The organism is Streptomyces sp. NPDC028314 (assembly GCF_055565795.1).
This window is the reverse complement of sequence record NZ_JBVHTP010000019.1, coordinates 117,033-136,457: the sequence shown is the minus strand read 5'-3', so window position 1 is coordinate 136,457 and position 19,425 is coordinate 117,033. Positions and strand designations below refer to the sequence as shown.

Genomic DNA, 19,425 nt, shown 5'->3' with positions numbered 1-19,425 from the left:
ACGGTCCGAGGATCCGGAAAACCACCGCATCCGGGGTGTGCGACACCCCGCCGGACGAAACAGTCATGAGTCTCCCAGCTGGGGGAACGCCTGAGAACGGGTGGAGCGCGGGGCCAGTCTCCCCGAACACCTCCCCGGTGTCCATGGTGTGGAGGTTTCGTGCCCGTGAACCGTGATAGGCCGGGGATAGCCGCGAGTTGTGGACTCCGATCACCGTGTACCTGCGGCACCGGACGGGGTGCGGCGGTACGAAAGGACTTCCCATGAACAGTCGGCACGCCGGGCGGGTCCCGCCGAGCCGCGTCATCACCGACTCCGGAGTCGACCACGTGCGCCTGGCCTACCACTACCTGGACACCGGTGATCTCGACGGCTACGGCTCGCTGTTGCACGCCGGGGCCCTCGGCGCCGACCTGGAGCGGCCCCCGGTCCCCGGTGCCCGGCACCACATCACGCGCATCGTCGCCGACGGGGACTGCGTGATCGCGATGGGCCGACTCGCCCCGCACCAGCGGGAGTTCGTGGACGTGTTCACCCTCTCGCCCGAGGGCATGCTGCGCGCCTGCCGCCGCTACTACGCGGGTCCCGCCCGGTGATGCCCCGGCCGGGCCGTCGACGCACCCCCGACAGCCCTGCCGATGCCCCGAAGCCCCCGCCGCGGTGCCGGTGCCGGCATCTGTCCGGCGGGCCGTGCCGGGGCCCTGACCTTGCCGCGGCCCCCGTCCCGGCCCTCTCTCCGGCACCCGCTCCGGCCCTCGTTCTGCCCCGTCATGGCGGCGAACCGCCCATTCGACGCCCCCCGTCCCCCGCCCGGCGCTATCGTGCCGGGCGGGGGAGACTGTACGAGGGGGCGGTGCGGGGATGCGGTTCGTGTTTGTCCACGGCACGGGAGTACGGCGCGAGCGGCACGAGACGCTCCACGCCCTGGTCCGCGAGCGGCTGGCCGCCCGGTTCCCGCACGCGGCCGTCGACTCCGTCTTCTGGGGCGAGAGGTTCGGGGCGAGCCTGAGCGCCGGCGGCCGGTCCGTCCCCGGGCTGCGCGACCGGGACCGGCCCGACCCGGCCGACGCCGAGACCGCCGAATGGGGTCTGCTGCTGGCCGACCCGCTGTGCGAGCTGCGGGTGCTCGCGGAGGCCGGCTGGGACACCGGCGCCGACGAGGACGACGCGTTCGCGATGCCCGGCGTACAGCCCGCCGGAGCCCGGGTGCTGGAACTGCTGGCCGCCCTGGCCGCCCGGCCCGGGGCCCCGGACGAGGGGGAGCTGGGCGCCCTGCTGCGCGGGACCGGCCTCGCAGCCGGCTTCCCCGACGCACTGGAGGCCGCGGCCCGTTCCACCGAAGCCGCCCGCGCCGCCGGCCGCGCCGCCGAGGAGCCGCAGGCCCGCGAGCTGGCCACCGCCCTCGCCCGGGCCGTGACCGCCGCCGCGCTCGCCGGGGCCGGAGCCGACGCCGACTGCACCGGAGCCGAACGGGACCGGCTGGCCGAGCTGCTCACCGCCCGCCTCGGCGGCGACGCCCGGGTGCCCGGGGCCCGCGCGGCCGCCGTGCTGGGCCGGCTCGCGATGCGGGTCACCACCCAGCCCCTGCTCAACGCCCGGCGCGGCTCCCTCACCGTCGGCGCGACCCCCGCGCTCGGCGACATCCTGCGCTACCAGGCGCGGGGCGCCGCCCTGCGGGAGTTCCTGCACGAGCGGATCACCGCCGCAGCGGGCCCGACGGTACTCATCGGGCACAGCCTCGGCGGGATCGCCCTGGTGGACCTGCTCGCGCTGGCCGCCGCCCGCGGCGAACCGGTACCCGGGGCCGAACTGCTGGTCACCGTGGGCTCGCAGGCCCCGTACCTCTACGAGCTCGGCGCGCTCACCTCGCTCGCACCGGGCACGAAACTCCCGTACGGCTTCCCGCGCTGGCTCAACGTCTACGACCGCCACGACGTCCTCTCGTACCTCGCCGGACCCGTCTTCCCCGGCGACCCGCGCGTCACCGACCACGAGGTCGCCAGCCGGCAGCCCTTCCCGGCCTGCCACAGCGCCTACTGGAAACAGAAGTCCCTCTACGAGCGGATCGAACAGGTGGTGACCGAGGCGGAGATCGGGTGATCCCCCCTGACTTCCTGCCCCCGACCCTGGGCCCGGGGCGCACCTTCGCGCTCGTCGCCGGGGTCGAGAGCTACGACATCAGCCACCGCTGGAACCTGCGCGGCCCCGCCCGCGACGCCCTGCGGTTCGCGCACTGGCTGACCGGGCCGGGCGAGGTGCCGGCCGGGAACGTACGCCTGCTGCTGTCCCCGCTCGACGGCCCCGAGAGCCTCGACTGGACCGCCTCGCCCGGCCTGGCCGAGCTGAGGTCCACCTGCCGGCCGGCCACCGAGGAGCACGTGAAGTCCGCGCTCCTCGACGAGCTCCCCCAGTGCGACGGCGACCTGCTGTGGATCTTCTGGGCCGGACACGGCTACCTCGGGCGCGGCCAGGAGCTGATGCTGCCCTGCGCCGACGCCAGTTCCGGGCAGATCCGCCACCTCAACCTGGACTCCGCGCTGCGCTGGTGGCGCACCGACCTGGTCAAGCAGCGGCGGTTCCCGCTCCAGGCGGCCCTGGTGGACGCCTGCCGGGTCGACGCGCCGCGCGACGCCCGCTGGAACTTCGGCACCACCGACTACGGCGGCGGCTCCACCGTCCCGGGGCGGCGCCAGTTCCGCCTGTACGCCTCCCGGGAGGGCGAGGCGGCCCAGAACGACGCCGAGCGCGGAGCCGGCCGCTTCACCGAGGCCCTGCTGGGCGAACTCGGCCGCCGGTCGCTGCGGGAGAGCGTCACCGGGCTCCCGCTCGTCGCCCGCACCATCCACCGCGGCTTCCAGGAGCTGCGCGAACGCGGCGAGGGCTGGCAGCTCCCGCAGTTCCTCGTGGACCGGGACTGGGACGCCTGCTCCTTCCTCGAAGACGAACCGCCGGGCCCGCCGCTGCCCCGGGCCGCCCGGCTCGACCAGGCCGGCTGGGACGGGCTCGGCGAGCTCTTCGAGGGCCGCGCACTGCCGCGCTGCGCGTACGAGGCCTACGCGTGGGCGTTCAAGACCGCCGGCTGTACGACACCCGTCCACGCCGGACTCCCCGGGGACACCCTGCTCGACGTGGTCCAGGACCTCGACGAACGGCAGGGCGGCACGGCCGGCATCCCGCTCGCGGTGCCCTTCGTACGCTTCCTCGCGCACCGGGCCGGACCGGCCGACGGGGCCTGGGCCGGCCGGCTGCGCGACTGGGTGCGCGACACCCGCGAGCGGCTGGCGCTGCCCGCCCTGCCCCCGCCGCCCGACCCGCCCGGCAGCACCGCCCTGCACGTGCGGCTGGAGACCCCGCCGGGCGGGGAGGACGGCTACCAGGCCCGGATGTGGCTGCTCCGCGACGGCGTCCGGCACATCTGGGAGCCGCCGGGCGGCCGGGTCCCGCTGGAAGCCGTACGGGCCGAGCTGGTCCGCCAGCTCGCCCTGATCGGAGCCGGTTCGGGGGACGGCGCGGACACGGGCCGGCCGTCCGCCGCGGTGGAGCGCGTCGAGTTCGACGTGCCGTACGAACTCCTCGACGCCGAATTCGACCAGTGGCCGGTGCCCCGCGGCCCCGCCGGCCGGACCCGGCCGCTCGGCACGCTCTACCAGGTGGTGGTGGGCTGCCCGCAGGAACGGGAGGGCGCCGGCGCCGAATGGCGGGCCAAATGGCGCTGGCTGCGCACCCAGGGCGGCCGGCACCCCGACGCCGTCCGCACCGTCGAGGACGCGGCGGTCACGGACGCGCTCGGGCTGGACCTCGGCGCGGGACCCGCACCCGCCTGCGTCCTGGGCCACACCTCCGCCGGGCGCACACCCGGCCTGGTGGAGGCCGTGCTCGAAAGCGGCGTGCCCGTCGCGGTCTGGCGGCCCGCCGGCGGCGCCCCGGCCGGCGGCCTGCACGCCCTGCTCGCGCCGGACGGCGGCGACACCGCCGACGCGCTGGACGTGCTGGGGCTGCCCGCCCGGGTGCGCGAGGTGCGCCGGGCCGCAGCCGCGGCCGCAGCCGGCCGCGCCGGCCAACACCCGGGCGGGGCAGACCGGTTGGTGCTGTTGTGGGACGATCCTGACAAGACGCTCGACGTCCGGTCCCTGGCCTGAAGCCCACCCCCTACGAACGACCGCGCACCCGACGATGGAGGCAGAGGCAGTGGAGAAGGACTGGTGGCTGTACCAGGGGGCGGGCAGCGGCGCCGACCGCCGGGCCCGGCTGGAAAGCCAGGACCCGCCGCCCTGGCGGGACTTCCCCGGCGTCCCCGACCCGAGGTACACCCCGCCCGACAGCAAGGGACCCGCCTGGGAACGCACCTGGAAGCGGGGCGAGGGATACGTACCCGACGAGCCGGAGAAGGACGTGGTGAACACCGCCCTGCACCTGCGCAGGCCGCTGCTCATCACCGGCAAGCCGGGCGTCGGCAAGTCCACCCTCGCGTACAGCATCGCGGCCGACCTGCGCCTGGGCCCCGTCCTGCACTGGCCGATCACCAGCCGTACGGTGCTCCGCGACGGCCTCTACCTCTACGACGCCATCGGCCGCCTCCAGGAGGCCGGGCTGGAACAGGTCCGCACCCCCGGAGCGCCGCCGGACCCCGCCGCCGGGCCCGCCGCCGTCCCCTCCATCGCCCGCTACCTTCGCCTCGGCCCCCTCGGCACGGCCCTGCTGCCGCAGGACCGGCCCCGTGTCCTGCTCGTCGACGAGATCGACAAGAGCGACATCGACCTGCCCGGCGACCTGCTCACCGTGTTCGAGGACGGCGGCTTCGTCATCCCCGAACTCGCCCGGCTGGCCAAGGAGGACCCGACCGTCGCCATCGGCACGGACGACGACCCCGACGCGGGCGTGGCCATCACCCAAGGCCACGTCCAGTGCCGGTACTTCCCCGTCGTGGTCCTCACCAGCAACGGCGAACGCGACTTCCCGCCCGCCTTCCTGCGTCGCTGCGTACGCCTCCACCTGGAGCCCCCGGGACCGGAGAAGCTCGCCCGGATCGTGCGGCGCAGGCTCGGTGTCGACATCACCGGCGAGGACGGCGCCGAGTACCGGGAACTCGTCCGGACCTTCCTCGAACGCGGCGAGGACGGCGACCTGGCCACCGACCAGCTCCTCAACGCCATCCAGCTGCGGCTCGCCGGGGCCTGGTCGGCGCCCGGTGACCGCGACCGCTTCCTCGCCACCGTCATGCACCACCTGACCGGACCCTCGGCGTGATCGACAGGCTGCTCGCCGCCCTCGCCGAGGGCGCCGAGGACGGCGGACCCCGCCCGGGCCTCGGGGCGGAGGAGATCGCCGACATCCTGTGGCTGGCCGCCCGGGTCGACCCCGCCCCCGGCCCGGCGCGCGAGCCGGGTCCCGAACCCGAGCCCGCGCCCGCCCCGGCCGAACCCCCGTCCCCGGAGCCGGAACCGTCGCCCGCCCCGCCGGCCGGGGAGGCCGTACAGCTCTTCGCGGGGACCGCACGCGCCCCCGCCGGGCAGCCGGCCGGCCCGGGAACACGACGCGGCGTACCCCTGCGGCTCCCGCGCGCCCCCTCCTTCGGCGACCCGCTCGGCCTGATGCGCGCCCTGCGCCCCCTCGGACGGCGCTCCATCGGCGGCCCGGGCGAGGAACTGGACGAACAGCTCACCGTGGAACGCAGCATCGAGAGGATGGTCCCCACCCCGGTCCTGCGCCCCGCCGAGAGCCGCTGGCTGGACCTGGCCCTGGTGGTCGACACCCACCACTCCATGCTGCTCTGGTCCGACCTGGTGGAGGAACTGCGCGCGGTGCTCACCCGCAGCGGGGTCTTCCGCGACGTCCGTACCTGGCAGCTGACCGGCACCGGCCCCGGCGACACCCCCATGGTCACCCGGGGCCCGGGCGGCCGTCCCCGCCACCCCCTGGAGCTCGCCGACCCGGCGGGCCGGCGGCTGATCCTCGTCGTCTCCGACACCGTCGCCGGCGGCTGGCGGGAGGGGCCGCTGCGGGCGGTGCTGCGGCACTGGTGCGCGCACAACGCCGTGGCCGTGCTGAACGTACTGCCCGAACGGCTCTGGACACGGGGCGCCGTACGGCCCGTCCCGTTCGCCGTCCGCGCGGACCGGCCCGCCGCCGCCACCCGCTCCTGGCAGCAGGCCCCGGCGGTCCGCCGGGCCCGCGGCGGCGGCCCGGTGGTCCCGGTCGTCGGCATCGCCTCGGGAAGCCTCGGCCGGCTGGTCCGGGTGGTGGCCGGGGACGGCCGCTGGCGCCGGCTGGCCTGCCTGCGCCTCGACGGGGACCCCGGGCGCGCGCCGTCCCCGCCGCGCGCCGCCGCCACCGCCCTGGAAGCCGTCGAACGCTTCCGGGCCGGCGCCTCCCCCACCGCCCAGCAGCTCGCCGCGCACCTGGCCGCCGTGTCGCTGACGCTGCCGGTGATGAACCTCGTACGGCGCTCCCTGCTGCGGGACTCCGAACCCGGGCACCTGGCGGAGGTGGCCCTGGGCGGCCTGTTCGCCCCGTGGGGCGCGGGGGACACCGAGTTCGAGTTCCTGCCCGGCGTACGGGAGGTCCTGCTCGGGTCGCAGCTGCGGGGCGACGTGGCCGCCGTACGGGAACTGGTGCGCCGCCGCGTCGGCGAGTTCATGTACCGCAACCGGGCCACGGGCCCCGACTTCGCCGCGACCCGGGTCACGCGGGGCGCGGACGGCTCCCGGCCCGTCCGCGACGGCGACCAGCCCTTCGCGGGCCGGCCGCACCCCGGGCTGGGCGGCCGCGTGGTCCGGGTGCGCTTCGAGCCGCTGTCGGAGCCCGAGGAGGTCGGCACGCTGCTGTCCCCGCGCCTGGTGCTGACGGTCGGTGACACCAGGCTCGGCCGCACCGCCGTCGCCTGGGTCCGCGCCGGCGACCGCGAGAGCATCTGCCACGCCGTCTGGTCGGACGGGGCCTCCCCCCAGGTGATGCTGCTGGTGGCCGACGGGGACCTGGTGGATCCGGCGGGATGGGAGCCGCTGCGGTCGGCGCCGGAGCCGGACCGGCCCGTACGGGTCCGTGTGGACGGCTCGACGGACGAGGGGACCCCGATCTCGCTGACCGGCGAGGTGAGCCCGTACGAGGGGGCCCGGAACGGCGAGGTCGTCGCACTGTCGCCCGAACCGGAGAGCTGGACCCGCTACCGGGGCGGCCCGGTCTCCCGTGACGGCAGGCTGGCCGGGGTCGTCCACAGCGTCTGGCCGGACCGGATGGTGTTCCTCTCGCTCGCCGCGCTGCTGGAACAGCCGGGGTTCCGGGCGGTGCTGGACGCGCACACCGTGACCTCGGACCCCGCGGTGCTCGCGGCGGATCCGGGGCCGGCGGTGTGCCTCGCGCTGAGCACCGCGAGCGGGGCGCGGGAGGACGGGGCGGCGCAGGGCCCGCTGCTCGGCGAGGTCCTGCGGGACATCCTGCAACGGGCCGAGCTGAGCGGCGAGGTGATCCCCGCGGAGGGCGGTGGGGGGCGCGGGGAGCCGGTGTACCTCCTGCTGAACGCGCCGGGCGCCCTCGTCCGGGCCGGAGTGGTGCTGCGGGCACTGTCCCGGAGCCTGGGCCGGTCCACCGGCGAGCCGGACGGGCCCGACGGGCCGGAGGGGCCCGACGGCTCCGCGGCCGGGGGCGCCGACGGGGTGGGCGTCGGAGTCGGTGTCGGGGACGCGGGCGATGACGAGAGCGGTGTCCGAGGCCCGGCGGCCGTGGACGCCGCCCGGCTGGTCCTGGGCGGCCTGTTCAGGCGGCCGCAGGACTGGCCGGCCTCCGGCGGCGCCCTGACGGTCAGCGTCTCGCACCCGCTGTACGAGGAGCTCGGGGACCTGCTCGGCCCGGCGGCGCTGGGCGAACTCCGGCCGCTGGCCGAGGAGGAGCCGGGCTGGGTCTGCGCCGGGGACCCCGCCGACCTGGGGCAGAGCCTGGTGGAGGCCGGGGAGATCCGGGACCGGCTGAGGGGCTGGCCGCGCTGCGGGGTCCGGGCGGCCGACGGCGCACAGCCCGGCGATCGGCACGGCTGCACCGGCATCCGGCTGCCCGGCCACGACCGCTGCCTGGCCCATCTGGATCCCGGGACGCAGGCCGCGTACCTCGCGACGCTCGGACCGGGGTCGGCGGTGGACCTCCGGGGGACCACCTTCTCGGACGGGCTGCTCGGGCGGCTGCTCGACGCGGTACGCGACCCGCTGACGCGGCGCGTCAGGCTGGGCGCCGCCGCCTTCGACCGGGCGAGGTTCACCGACGGCTGGGAGGAGGCGGAGGCCGAGTTCTGGGGCCCGGCCACCTTCACCCGCGCCGTGTTCGGCCGCAGGGCGCACTTCGGGGGGACGCTCTTCCACGGGGTCGCCTCGTTCGAGCGGGCCCAGTTCGAGTCCGACGGCGTCTTCACGGCGTGCCGCTTCGAGGAAGCGGCCCTCTTCCCGGGTGCCGTCTTCGTCGGTCCGGCCCGGTTCACGGACTCCGCCTTCGCCGCGGACCTCTCCTTCCCCGGGGCCCTGCTGGAGGCGGCGGCGGACCTCAACATGATCGACGTCCGCGGGGCGGCGGACTTCACCGGCGTGCTCTTCCGGGGCCGGACCAACCTGAACCGGTCCGTCTTCGCCGGTCAGGCCGACTTCGCGAACGCGGTGTGGCGCCGGCAGCTGGCCTCCACCGGGGTCCGGTTCGAGGGCAAGGCGTTCTTCGACCGGGTGACCTTCGGCGGCGACCTCGTCCTGCGGGAGACCGTCTTCAGGGACGTGACGCGCTTCACGCGCGCCACGTTCCACGGCGAAGTGCGCCTCGGTGCGGTCCGGTTCGAGCAGGCGACGGACTTCGGACGCGCCGCCTTCCAGGGGCCGGTGACGTTCGACGACGTCGTGTACGGCTCCGCTGCGGACTTCGGCCGCACCGACTTCGCCCGGGCGCTCGTGTGGCGGGACGTGACGCTCACGGGCCGGGCCGACTTCGGACGCGCGGCCTTCCACGGGCCGGCCCGGTTCGAGGGCGTGCACTTCGAGGACCATGCCGACTTCGGCCGTGCCCTCTTCAAGGACTCGGTCGCCTTCGCGGGCGGGGAGTTCCGGACGGCCTGCACGTTCGACCTCGTGGAATTCTCCGGACCGGTCGAGTTCGCCGATGTCGCCCTCGCACAGACCGTCGCCCTGCCCGCCGGTCCCTGGGACGTGGAGGAGTCGGCCGGACGCTGGCACATCCGCTCCACCGACACCTCCTGGCGGCGCGGGCGCCCCGCGGAGTGAAAACCCGGTGGCGGGCCCGGGCCGTCACGGACGACCATGCGACGCATGAGCGATCAACCCGCGCGATGGAGCCCTGCGGCCGTCTACCCCGACATGTGGGCCGATCCGGACGACGACCCGCGCAATACGGACGGCGACAGTCCGGAGGGCGAGCCGGCGACGCTGCAGCAGTTCCTGACGGACTACCGCCTGACCCTGCGGATGAAGTGCGAGGGCCTGGACGCGGAGCAGCTGGCCCGTCGGTCGGTTCCGCCGTCGACGATGTCCCTGCTCGGTCTGGTCCGGCACCTCGTCGAGGTGGAACGGGACTGGCGCAACTGGATCACCGACGGCGACCCGCTGCCGAAGCTGTACGGCGAGAAGGACGCGGACTTCCACGGAGCGGTCGCCGAGCAGGCCGTGGTCGACGCGGCGTTCTCCGATCTGGAGCGCGAGCAGGCCGCGACCGACCTCGCGCTGGCCGGGCACCCGGACCTGGGCGAGCGCGTGGGGAGGGAAGAGATCGTGGTTCGGGAGCTGATGGTGCACCGGATCGAGGAGTACGCCCGCCACTGCGGGCACGCCGACCTGTTGCGCGAGTGCGTCGACGGGAGGGTCGGCCAGTGACGGGGGCGTGACGAGGGCCGTGACGGAGACCGTGACGGAGATCGCGACGGGGGCCGGGATCCGGTCGGGCACCTGAGGCATCCTGGGTGTCACCGAAGATCAACACACCCGAGGAGCCCCGCGTGACCGACCGGCACATCGCGTTCGAGCGCCTGCACAACTTCCGAGACCTGGGCGGCTACCGCTCCGCCGACGGCCGCGCCGTGGCCTGGGGAGCCCTGTACCGGTCGGATTCCCTGGGCAAGCTCCAGGGCGCCGACTGGGACAGGTTCCTCGCACTGGGCATACGTACCGTCATCGACCTGCGCTACCCCTGGGAAGCCGAGGCCAAGGGGCGGGTCCCGGAGGCGGAGCGGTTCACGTACGCCAACCTCAGCATCGAGCACCGGCCCTACGACCAGGCCGAGATCGACCCCGACATCGACCCGTGGCGGTACCTGGCCGACCGCTTCGCCGAGGTGACCGAGGACGGCGCCGACGAGATCCGGCAGGCCATCGAGCTGATCGCGGCCGGCCCCGGGCCGACCGTGTTCCACTGCACCTCGGGCAAGGACCGTACCGGTCTGATCGCCGCCTTCGTGCTGATCCTCCTGGGCGTTCCCGAGGAGGTGGTCCTGGCCGACTTCGCCCTCACCGAGCTGGCCACCGAGCGGCTCACCGCCGACTGGCACACGGCCAACCCCGGGCGCACCATGCGCTGGCCCGCGTACGGGCGCGCCCCGGCCACCGTCATGGAACTGGTCCTGGCCGACCTGACGGCCCGCCACGGGTCCCCGTCCGCGTACCTCACCGACACGGTCGGCATCACCCCGGACACGGTGGCCCGGCTCCGCGACCGCCTGCTGGCCCCGGTGACGGTTCCCTCCACCACCTGAGTTAGAGGGAACCAACAAGAACCCCCTCCGGGAATCCGTCGGCAGAGCCCATGCCGTCCCGCATTTTTCCCTGTGATGATCGAGTCAAGATCGAAATCGATTTTATGAGATCTCCACACAGCACAGGGAGGCAACGATGACCGGGAACGCTCGGGCACTGGTGACGGGGATCGGCGCGATGACGCCGGTCGGTGCCGACGCGGCGTCGACCTGGGCCGCACTGCTGGCCGGGAAGTCGGGGGTCCGGCACCTCTCCGAGGACTGGGCCCTCGACCTTCCGGTGCACGTCGCGGCCGGACTGCAGGTGGACCCCGCGTCACTGCTCCCGCGCACGGAAGCCCGCAAGCTGGACCGGGGCGAGCAGCTCGCGATCCTCAGCGCCCGGGAAGCCTGGCAGGACGCGGGAGCCCCGGAGGTGGACGCCGAGCGGTTCGCCGTGGTCATCGGCACGGGAACGGGCGGCGTGCTGACCACGCTGGGCCAGGACGACGTACTCGAACGGTCCGGGATCCGCCGCATGTCGCCGTTCACCGTACCGATGCTGATGGCCAACGGACCCGCGGCCTGGGTGAGCATGGACCTCGGCGCGAAGGGCGGAGCCCGGACCCCGGTCAGCGCCTGCGCCTCGGGTGCGGAGGCCCTCGCGCTCGGCCAGGAGCTGATCCGCGCCGGACGGGTGGACGTGGTCCTCGCCGGGGGAGTGGAGGCCTGCCTGCACCCCTTCACCCTCGCCGCGTTCGCCCAGATGAAGGCCCTGTCGACGGCCTCCGAGGACCCGGAGTCGGTGTCCCGTCCGTTCGACGTGCGCCGCTCCGGCTTCGTCATGGGGGAGGGCGCCGCGATGGTGGTCCTGGAGCGCGAGGAGTTCGCGCGGGCCCGGCGCGCCCGTACGTACGGCGCGCTGGCGGGCAGCGCGGTGACCTCCAGCGCCGGGCACATCACGGCCTCGGACGCCGACGGGCAGGCCCACGCCATCGGAGCGGCCCTGCGCGACGCCGGCATGAGCCCCGGTGACATCGGCGTCGTGCACGCCCACGCCACCTCCACCGAATCCGGTGACCTGGCGGAGGCGCAGGCGATCGCCCGGGCCATCGGCACCCACGCCGCCGTGACCGCGACCAAGTCGATGACCGGCCACATGCTGGGTGCCTCCGGCGCCCTCGGCGCGGTCGCCGCCCTCCTCGCCCTCCACGAGGGCACCCTCCCGGCGACGCGGAACCTCGACGACCCGGACCCGGCAGTGACGGTGGACGTCGTACGCGGCGAGAACCGCACGGGCCACTGGGACGCGGCCCTCGCCAACTCCTTCGGCTTCGGCGGCCACAACGTGAGCCTGGTCTTCGCCCGCGACTAGGGGAGTCTCTCTCGGACCTCCCCCAGGGGCTTCGGGCCTGCTCATCTGCCGCTCGGCGGCGCCGGCCACGGGGCGTCATCGCGAAGGGCGCAGATCACCCGGCCGGGCCCGTGCGGCCGCCTCCAGCTCCGCGGCGGCGTGCACCACGGCCGCCCTGTGGGCCGGCGTCGAACCCTCCACGGCGATCCGGGTGCGCCGGGTGTGCTCCTCCTCCGTCCTCACGGCGGTGCGGTGCCTGATCCAGGCGCGGACCAGGCCGACGGCGGCTCCGACGGCCATGAGAACGGCGGCAAGATCGGGATCGACGGCAGTGAACGGGGTCATGGGATCTCCTCGCAGAGGGCGGGTGCCGAAGGGGTGTGCCACAACTCTGAGATCCGGTCCGATTTTCCCTCTAGGCTTGAGAAACTCCGGGAAATCAAGGGGCAGTCGGCGACACGGGGGAGCGATGGTCGGGGGCCGTCCACCGAAAGGTGATCAGCAGCGCTATCCGGAACTCGAGGAACTGGCGGCATGGTTCCGCGAGGCCGTCACGGACGCCGGCTACGAGAGCCTCAACGCCGCGGTGCGGGCGGAGATCGCCCACAAGAACGTCGTCTACGGCGTCTGCAACGCCACGAGGATGGTGAAGCCGGAGGTCATCCGGTCCTTCGCCGTGGCCCTGGGGCGTGAGTCCTGCGACGTCATGCCGGTCTGGACCCGGGCCAAGGAGGCCATGGACCGGGCCGCGAGCGCGGCCAAGCAGGCACAGGCCCCCAGGCTGTCCTCGTGGGCCGAACTGCCGCTGCCCACACTCATGGTGCGCAATTTGCTGGAGGCCCAGGCCAAGGCGGTGGAACGGCTTCCCTACGACAGGCTGGGCGTTGCCGAACCGCCCTTGTCCGCCGTGTACGTGAGGCAGCGGATCCGCATCCCCGACGCGGTCGGGGACGGCTCGAACCGCAAGGAGATGTCGTCGGGCGAGGGGCCCGACGCACTCCCGCCCATGACCACTCCCCGCCACGACGGCACCCAGGCCACCGAAACCCAGCTGCCGGTTCCGAAGGCGCTGGTCCGGCACCGGCACCTCCTGATCACCGGCGAGCCCGGCGCCGGCAAGTCCACGCTGTCGAGCCACCTCGCCTGGTCCCTGTCCCGCATCTGGTTACGGGAGGACACCAGCCTCGACGCGCCGGTCGACGAGCCCCTGCTGCCCGTCAAGGTCGCAGCGCACACGCTGCTGGGCGGGACGGGCTCGTGGAGCGCCGTACTGACGGAGGCCGTGTCGCGCAGCCTGGGGCACAGCCTCATCGCCGATCCCGATCCCGGGCTCTTCCGCGGCCGCGTACAGGGGGCACGCTGGATGGTCCTGGTGGACGGCCTGGACGAGGTCGCCGACCGGGAGTCGCGCGCCGAGGTCATCCGGATGATCGCGCTGCACACCCGCACGGACGGGGACTACCGCTTCGTGATCACGAGCCGCCCGCTGCCGGACGGCGAGCTCGCTCCGCTGCGCGGGCCGTCGGTGGGCGAGTACACGATGGAGCCCTTCGGCGCCGAGGAGCTGAAGGACTTCGCCGACAAGTGGTTCGTGGCGCAGTACGGGGACAAGGACTCGGCGCGGGCCGCCGCCGAGCGGTTCCTCGAAGAGGTGAAGGACAGCCGGCTCCAGGAACTGGTCCACAACCCGCTGTTGGCCACCATCGCGGCGGTCAACGCCACCGTGGACCCCGCGAACCCCCTGCCGACCAGCCGGCTCAGCCTCTACCAGCGCTTCTTCGGGCACCTCCTCACCCGCCGCGCCGGGGGCCGCGCGGAGCTGCGCCGACGCTATGCGTCCGAACCGGAACGGCTGGCCCTGAACCTCTGGCTGGACGAGCACAAGCGCCGCCTCCTCGGGGCGCTCGGGCGCCACCGGCTGGAGGGAGAGGAGTCGCTGTTCGAGGCCGCGCTGGCCTGGACGCGCGAACACGGCGGCGAGTACCTCGTCCTGGAGGACTGGCAGACCGACGTCAGGGACTTCCTGCAAGGGACGGGGCTGCTCGTACAGGAGCAGCGCGACCACCGCTTCCTGCACCACTCCTTCGCGGAGTTCTTCGCCGCCCGGTCGTACGCGGAGGGCATCGGCCCCGATTTCCCCGACCTGGAGTCCTGGATCCTGCGCGCCTTCGACGAGGACAAGCGGACCCTGGCCATGTTCGTCCTCTGCCTGTGGGCGGAGCGGGAGGAATGCGAGGCCGACCGGATCGCCGACCAGTTGCGTACCGGGGCGGTCGGAGGCCATGAACGGCCGCTGCTGGCGGGGCTGCTCCTCGCCGAGGGGGTCGCCTTCGGGGAGGACAACCGCCGGCTGCTGGTCGACCGGCTGGAGAGCATCGGCTGTTGCGCCCGCGACGAGGGCCACCAGGAGGCGGCATTCGCGGCGCTGGGTGCGCTCGGGGCGGAGTCCGGTGTGCTGGACAGGCTGGAGCGCATGGCCCGCAGCCCGGTGCTCGGCGGCGAGAAACGGCTCCTCGCGGTGGAGGCGTTCAGCCGGTGCGGACCGCCGGATCTGACGGAGGAACTCCTCGGCGAGGTGCTGAGCGGGGTGTCCGGCCGGCTCGGCAAGGCCGCCCGGGTGGCGGTCGCACTCGGCGACCGGGCCCGGGAACTGGTCCGCCGGCGAGCCCGGGAACTGGCGACGGAGCCGGGCAGGAACAGCTGGGACCTCTCGTACGCGGCGCAGGCCCTCGCGCAGATGGGAATGCGCGAGGACGCCGTCCGGCTCGCCCGCAAGGTGGTGGAGGACCCGTCCGCAGGGGGGTACTCCATCCAACGGGCCGGCGAGGCCTGGCTGACCGCGATGCCCGGTGCGGCGCGGGAACTGACCGAGATCGTGATGTCCTGGCCGCCCACCGACCAGGACAGCCCCATGGCGGTGGGCAAGGCGCTGGAGAAGTCCGGCGACATCCAGGCCGCCGCCCGCGTCGCCCTGACGCTGCTGCGAAGGGATGCCACCGGCCAGCACACCATGGACTGGGCGGCAGCCCTGTGGGCCAAGGCACACGGGCAGGAGGCGCGCTCCGAGCTCCGCAAGGCCTTCGAACGCAGCGGCGCCGACGCGGGGCACTACCTGTGGGTCCCGGCCCGCCTCCAACAAGCCCTGGCCGCCCTCGGCGAGGTGCAGGGGGCCCTCGACTGGGCGCACGAGGTGCAGGGCGGCGGCCGGTGGGGGACGTTCGAGGCGGGCAGCGCCGTCAGGATCTGGCTGGAGGCGGCAGGACTGCCCGGCGTGAGCGGGGTGATGGACCGGATCTCCCGCGGCAGGTCGCTCACCCCGGCCGACCGGCCGGCCGTCGCCGAAGTGCTCCTGGACAGCGGTGCACTCGACGAGGCGGGAGAAGTGGCCGAGCTCGCGCTGCGCACGCCCTTCTGCTCCCGCAGCGGATACGAGCAGGCGACGCGGGTCCTGCTCAAGGCCCGGGGCGGCGATGCTGCCGGCCGCCTGCTGGAGATCTGGGACGGCACCCCGGCCCTGGCCGACAGCAGCGACTGGCTCCAAGGCGTTCTGCAGGTCCTACGGCATCAGGAGGACCACCTCGAAGCGACGGGCATCCTCGCCCGACGGCTGGTGACCTTGCCTGCCGGCGACGCGGACGACGCACTGCGCGGCCTGCGCGTACTCCTCGCCCTGCAAGGCGGCGAGGCGGTGCCCTACGTCATCGAGGCCGCGCTGACCCACCCCTGGGTCAAATGGCATCAGGTGTGCGACCTCGCCACGGAGCTCGCGGCACTGGGGGAACGGGAGGCGGCCCTGCGGCTGTGGAAGCACGCCCTCAGATTCCCGGCCCCTCCACTGGGCGTGGAGCTCTCCCTGCTCATCGACATGCAGGCAGCAGGACTGGACGCCGAGGCCGCCGCCCATATCGAGACGCTCATCACCAGCCCGGACACCCATGCGCCGCGGCGGCTGCGGCTGCGGCAGTTGCTGGCTTGGCTCAAGGCCGCCGGAGCGGTACCGGAGTCCGCGCCCCTGCCGGAGCAGCGCGGCGGTGCCGCTCCGATGCGGGCGACCGGCGGTACACCGTAGGAACCCGGGGGCCCGGAGGGCGTTGACCCGCCCGCTCACCTCCCGAGCGCCGTCTCTTCCGGATCTTGCGGGTCGGGCAGGGTCACAGGAGACGGCCCGGGCTGGGTGCTGTCGGTGGGGTGCCGTAGCGTCGGAGGCGTGATCTCCGAGCCGACGGGCCAGGCCGCGGGCCCCTACGATGCCGCCTTCCTGCCGCGGCTGCGGATGTCCTTCCGGGCTGCGGGCGAGCCGGTCACGGAACCGGTGTCGAAGTTCGGTGGGCAGCCGGTCTGGCTGGACGAACCGGCCTGGCCGGTGCATCCGCGTTCGGGCGAGCCCCTCGTGTTCATCGGCCAGTTCCGGGTGCCGGGCGACGAGGTGCGCCTCGCATACCTGTTCCTGCACGAGGAGGGCATGGACATGGGCGGCGCCGCACCGGAGGACGGCGAGGCCGTCGTTCTGGTCCAGCCGGGTGGGCGGATCCCCTCCTTCGCGTCGGTCGGGGCTCCCGGCACTCGGGGGCGAACCCTGTGGCGGTGGGGTCCGGACGGCGCGGAGGTTCCCGTCGAATGGCTGACGGACCTGACTCCGATGCCGCCGGAACTCGACGAGGCCGCGAACCAGGCCGCCGCCTGCTCCCGGTACCTGCGGGGCGAGGGCCCGGACGTCGAATTCCCCGAGGAGGAGTGGCCCGGGGACTTCCTGGGGGGCGAGGCCGTCTACCCCAACGACCAGGTCTTCGGCATCGACCCCTCCTGGCTGTTCCTCTGCCAGTTCGAGGACCGGGGTGAGGCGCAGGCGGACCCGTTCTTCCTCAACTTCGGCTACGGGAGCGGCTTCCTCTTCCTCAGCTCCGATCACCTTGAAGGCCGGTTCATGTCGGACTGCAGCTGACCGCTTCCTCTCCCGCGGCTGACGGCCATTGCCGGTGACGGTGACGGTGACGGTGCCGTTGCCGGTGCTGCTGGGCTCAGCGGCAGAGTTCCATGATGGTGTCGTCGAAGTCGGGGAACTCCTGGGCCGCCAGCTCGACCACGGCAGCCGCTGACCGGCGCCGGTGCGGTGCGAAGCCTTCGGCGATGGCTGCCAGCTGCCGATGGGGACGCGCTTTCCAGTCGGGCTCGTACGAGGTGGCAGCCTCCAGGGGCCCGAAGCCGTCGGCCAGCAGCCACAGGAAGTCGCCCAGGTCGCGCGCGACCACACCGGTCTCCCCCTCGGACCCGAGGAAGACGACGGGCTGCTCGGCCAGCGGCCGGCTCGGGCGGATCAGCCAGAACGCCGCGTACCCGCCCGTGCCGTCCTGCCCGAACACGCGGAAGTCGCTGCCGTCCAGTTCGCTGTTCCCGGTCCATGCCTGGAACCAGTCGGTGGTCTCGGCAGCGGACAGGAAGGCCGGGAAGGGCTCGAAGTCGACCCCGTTCCCGCCTGCGTAGTCGAATCGCACCGCCATCGCAGCGGCGAGCGGGGCGGGGAACTGTCGGTCATCCTTGAGCGTCACGGGGACAGGCTAGCCATGGGGTCGGACATCGGTGGCCAACGGTCCAGGGGGAAGCGGGGGCGGGGCGTCGGTGGCGTGCTCCCCATGCCCATGCCCATGCCCATGGCCCTCATCGGACGGGAGGGGAGGCGCACTCTCCGGGCCGAACGGCCGGCCTCCGGCCAGGACCAGGCGGACCGAGCGCAGGGCGGCCAGGTCGGTCAGCGGATCGCCGTCCAGGACGAGGAGGTCGGCGCGGTGGCCGGGGGCGAGCCGGCCGGTGTCCTCGGCGATACCCAGTGCTTCCGCCGCGCCTGTCGTGGCCAGGTCGATGATCTCGGCCGGTGTCATCCCGATGTGTTCGAAGAACTCCAGACTGGAAACGAAGCCGTCGAAGACCGCGCGCGGCACACCGGCGTCCGTCCCGGGCAGGAGCCGTACCCCGCTCTCCGCCATCCACCGGATGCGGCGGAACATCTCCTCCGCTCGCTGGGGGCCGAAGCGCTCTGCGAAGCCCTTCCAGTCGGGGCTGGCGGCAGGGCAGACCGCGATGCCCTGACCGACGATGGCGGCCACCAGGTCCTCGCGTACGTCGAACCCGTCCTCCGCCATCCAGGTGCAGTGCTCGATGCTGTCGACCCCGGCCGCCACGGCGGCCGCGATGCCTTCCGTGCCGTGGGCATGGGCGGCCACCGGCAGCCCGGCCCTGCGGGCCTCCTCCACGACGACGTGCATCTCCCGCAGGGTGAACTGGGACTGCCAGACGGGCGGACCGCCCTTGGTGATGCCGCCTCCGGTGGCCATGACCTTGATGAGGTCGACCCCGCTCGCCGCATTGCGGCGCACCGCGGCGCGGATCGCGGCTTCGCCTTCGACCTCTCCGCCGAGGAACCAGCAGTGCCCGCCGGGCGCGGTCAGCGGCGTTCCGGCGGCGAGGATGCGCGGACCGGGCAGCCGGCCGGCCGCGATCTCGTCCCGCAGGCGGACGGCCAGCCCGCCCCGGTCTCCGAGGTCACGTACGGTCGTCACCCCTGTGGCGAGGAGCTGCTCCGCGCGCGCCGCCATCCCGGCGTACAGCCCGGCGTCGGACGAGGCGCGCAGGGTCTCCACGGGATGGGGGCCGGCGTCGAGCGCGAGGTGGACGTGGGCGTCGATGAGCCCGGGCAGCAACGTACCGTCAGGAAACCCCAGCCGCCGAACCTCCCGTCCGGCCAGTGCCTCGACCTCCGCCCGCGGCCCGGCGGCCACGATCACATCCCCCTGGAGGAACACGGCCCCGTCGAGGACCACCCTCCCTCCGGGTCCGGAGACCATACGTCCTGCCGAAATCACGGCCTGCATCATTCGCCTTCCTGGTAAGTCCGCAGCGCATCCGAGAGCGCCACAAGCTGCCTCACGTCGTCGTCGAGGTCGTTCCCCCCGGGCATGGCCACGGCAATGGCCCGCCCGGGCACCGGGGCTCCCGCCCTGCACGCTTGCTGCCCGCTGTGCGATCCGATGCCGAAGAGAGGAAGACGCATTGCAGTGCGTTCTGCGACAGCTTCGCGAGTCCGTCACCGGTCAGTAGTCTGTCAACCAGTGCGGAATTGATGCGGACAGTCGATTGGTTGTCCGCTGTGGTCGGGCTCACGCGGTTCAGCATGGAGGCCCGTTCCGGATGATGGTGGCGACCAGCTCGGCTTCCCGTTCGCGGTCGTCGTCGTACGAGGAGCGCAGCAGCGCTCGCTTGATGACATCGACGGAAAGCTCCGGGGCCATCGACTGCCAGAGGGTCTCTCCGCTCGCGTCACCAGGTTGCAATCCCATCCAACAGCGCGTCTCCACAAGCGGCCAGCAGC

The 19,425-nt window shown here is 73.9% G+C and carries 14 protein-coding genes; 10 read left to right on the top strand and 4 right to left on the bottom strand.

Annotation, left to right across the window (positions count from 1 at the left end):
- Window positions 1-263: 263 nt before the first annotated feature.
- The 8 genes from ACZ4TG_RS33935 (at window position 264) to ACZ4TG_RS33900 (ending at window position 12,083) form a co-directional block, all read left to right on the top strand.
- The gene (locus ACZ4TG_RS33935) at window positions 264-596 is read left to right on the top strand and encodes a nuclear transport factor 2 family protein (RefSeq protein WP_468170707.1); all 333 of its coding nucleotides are present in this window, start codon (window positions 264-266) and stop codon (window positions 594-596) included.
- Window positions 597-861: 265 nt separating this feature from the next.
- Window positions 862-2,100 (top strand): hypothetical protein, encoded by a 1,239-nt coding sequence (locus tag ACZ4TG_RS33930; protein WP_468170704.1) that lies wholly within the window; start codon window positions 862-864, stop codon window positions 2,098-2,100.
- On the top strand, window positions 2,097-4,139 hold the full coding sequence (locus ACZ4TG_RS33925; protein ID WP_468170701.1) for a VMAP-C domain-containing protein: 2,043 nt from the start codon (window positions 2,097-2,099) through the stop codon (window positions 4,137-4,139). Before ACZ4TG_RS33930 ends, ACZ4TG_RS33925 begins: the two co-directional genes overlap by 4 nt.
- A gap of 49 nt (window positions 4,140-4,188) precedes the next feature.
- Window positions 4,189-5,247, top strand: a complete 1,059-nt coding sequence (locus tag ACZ4TG_RS33920; protein ID WP_468170698.1) for an AAA family ATPase — start codon at window positions 4,189-4,191, stop codon at window positions 5,245-5,247.
- On the top strand, window positions 5,244-9,248 hold the full coding sequence (locus ACZ4TG_RS33915; protein ID WP_468170695.1) for an SAV_2336 N-terminal domain-related protein: 4,005 nt from the start codon (window positions 5,244-5,246) through the stop codon (window positions 9,246-9,248). The genes ACZ4TG_RS33920 and ACZ4TG_RS33915 overlap by 4 nt, the downstream gene beginning before the upstream one ends.
- Window positions 9,249-9,284: 36 nt before the next feature.
- Window positions 9,285-9,854, top strand: coding sequence for a DinB family protein (locus tag ACZ4TG_RS33910; protein ID WP_468170692.1), 570 nt, complete (start codon window positions 9,285-9,287; stop codon window positions 9,852-9,854).
- Between the two features lie 122 nt (window positions 9,855-9,976).
- The gene (locus tag ACZ4TG_RS33905; RefSeq protein WP_468170689.1) at window positions 9,977-10,729 is read left to right on the top strand and encodes a tyrosine-protein phosphatase; all 753 of its coding nucleotides are present in this window, start codon (window positions 9,977-9,979) and stop codon (window positions 10,727-10,729) included.
- A gap of 136 nt (window positions 10,730-10,865) precedes the next feature.
- Window positions 10,866-12,083 carry a beta-ketoacyl-[acyl-carrier-protein] synthase family protein gene (locus ACZ4TG_RS33900; protein WP_468170686.1) on the top strand — a complete coding sequence of 406 codons (1,218 nt, stop codon included), beginning with the start codon at window positions 10,866-10,868 and terminating at the stop codon, window positions 12,081-12,083.
- A gap of 75 nt (window positions 12,084-12,158) precedes the next feature.
- On the opposite strand, the gene ACZ4TG_RS33895 is transcribed toward ACZ4TG_RS33900, so the two are convergent.
- On the bottom strand, window positions 12,159-12,407 hold the full coding sequence (locus ACZ4TG_RS33895) for a hypothetical protein (protein ID WP_468170683.1): 249 nt from the start codon (window positions 12,405-12,407) through the stop codon (window positions 12,159-12,161).
- Between the two features lie 124 nt (window positions 12,408-12,531).
- On the opposite strand from ACZ4TG_RS33895, the gene ACZ4TG_RS33890 reads away from it, so the two are divergent.
- Window positions 12,532-16,131: an NACHT domain-containing protein gene (locus ACZ4TG_RS33890; protein WP_468170680.1), complete on the top strand. Its 3,600-nt coding sequence runs from the start codon at window positions 12,532-12,534 to the stop codon at window positions 16,129-16,131.
- Window positions 16,132-16,269: 138 nt separating this feature from the next.
- Window positions 16,270-17,004, top strand: a complete 735-nt coding sequence (locus ACZ4TG_RS33885; protein ID WP_468170677.1) for a hypothetical protein — start codon at window positions 16,270-16,272, stop codon at window positions 17,002-17,004.
- A gap of 76 nt (window positions 17,005-17,080) precedes the next feature.
- Here ACZ4TG_RS33885 and ACZ4TG_RS33880 read toward each other — a convergent pair whose 3' ends face one another.
- The 3 genes from ACZ4TG_RS33880 to ACZ4TG_RS33870 all read right to left on the bottom strand — a co-directional run bounded on the left by ACZ4TG_RS33880 (window position 17,081) and on the right by ACZ4TG_RS33870 (window position 19,393).
- Window positions 17,081-17,608: an SMI1/KNR4 family protein gene (locus ACZ4TG_RS33880; protein WP_468170674.1), complete on the bottom strand. Its 528-nt coding sequence runs from the start codon at window positions 17,606-17,608 to the stop codon at window positions 17,081-17,083.
- A gap of 9 nt (window positions 17,609-17,617) precedes the next feature.
- On the bottom strand, window positions 17,618-18,931 hold the full coding sequence (locus ACZ4TG_RS33875; protein ID WP_468170671.1) for an amidohydrolase family protein: 1,314 nt from the start codon (window positions 18,929-18,931) through the stop codon (window positions 17,618-17,620).
- A 291-nt stretch (window positions 18,932-19,222) separates the two neighbouring features.
- Complete coding sequence (locus ACZ4TG_RS33870; protein ID WP_468170669.1) at window positions 19,223-19,393, bottom strand: hypothetical protein; 171 nt, start codon at window positions 19,391-19,393, stop codon at window positions 19,223-19,225.
- Between the last annotated feature and the right edge of the window lie 32 nt (window positions 19,394-19,425).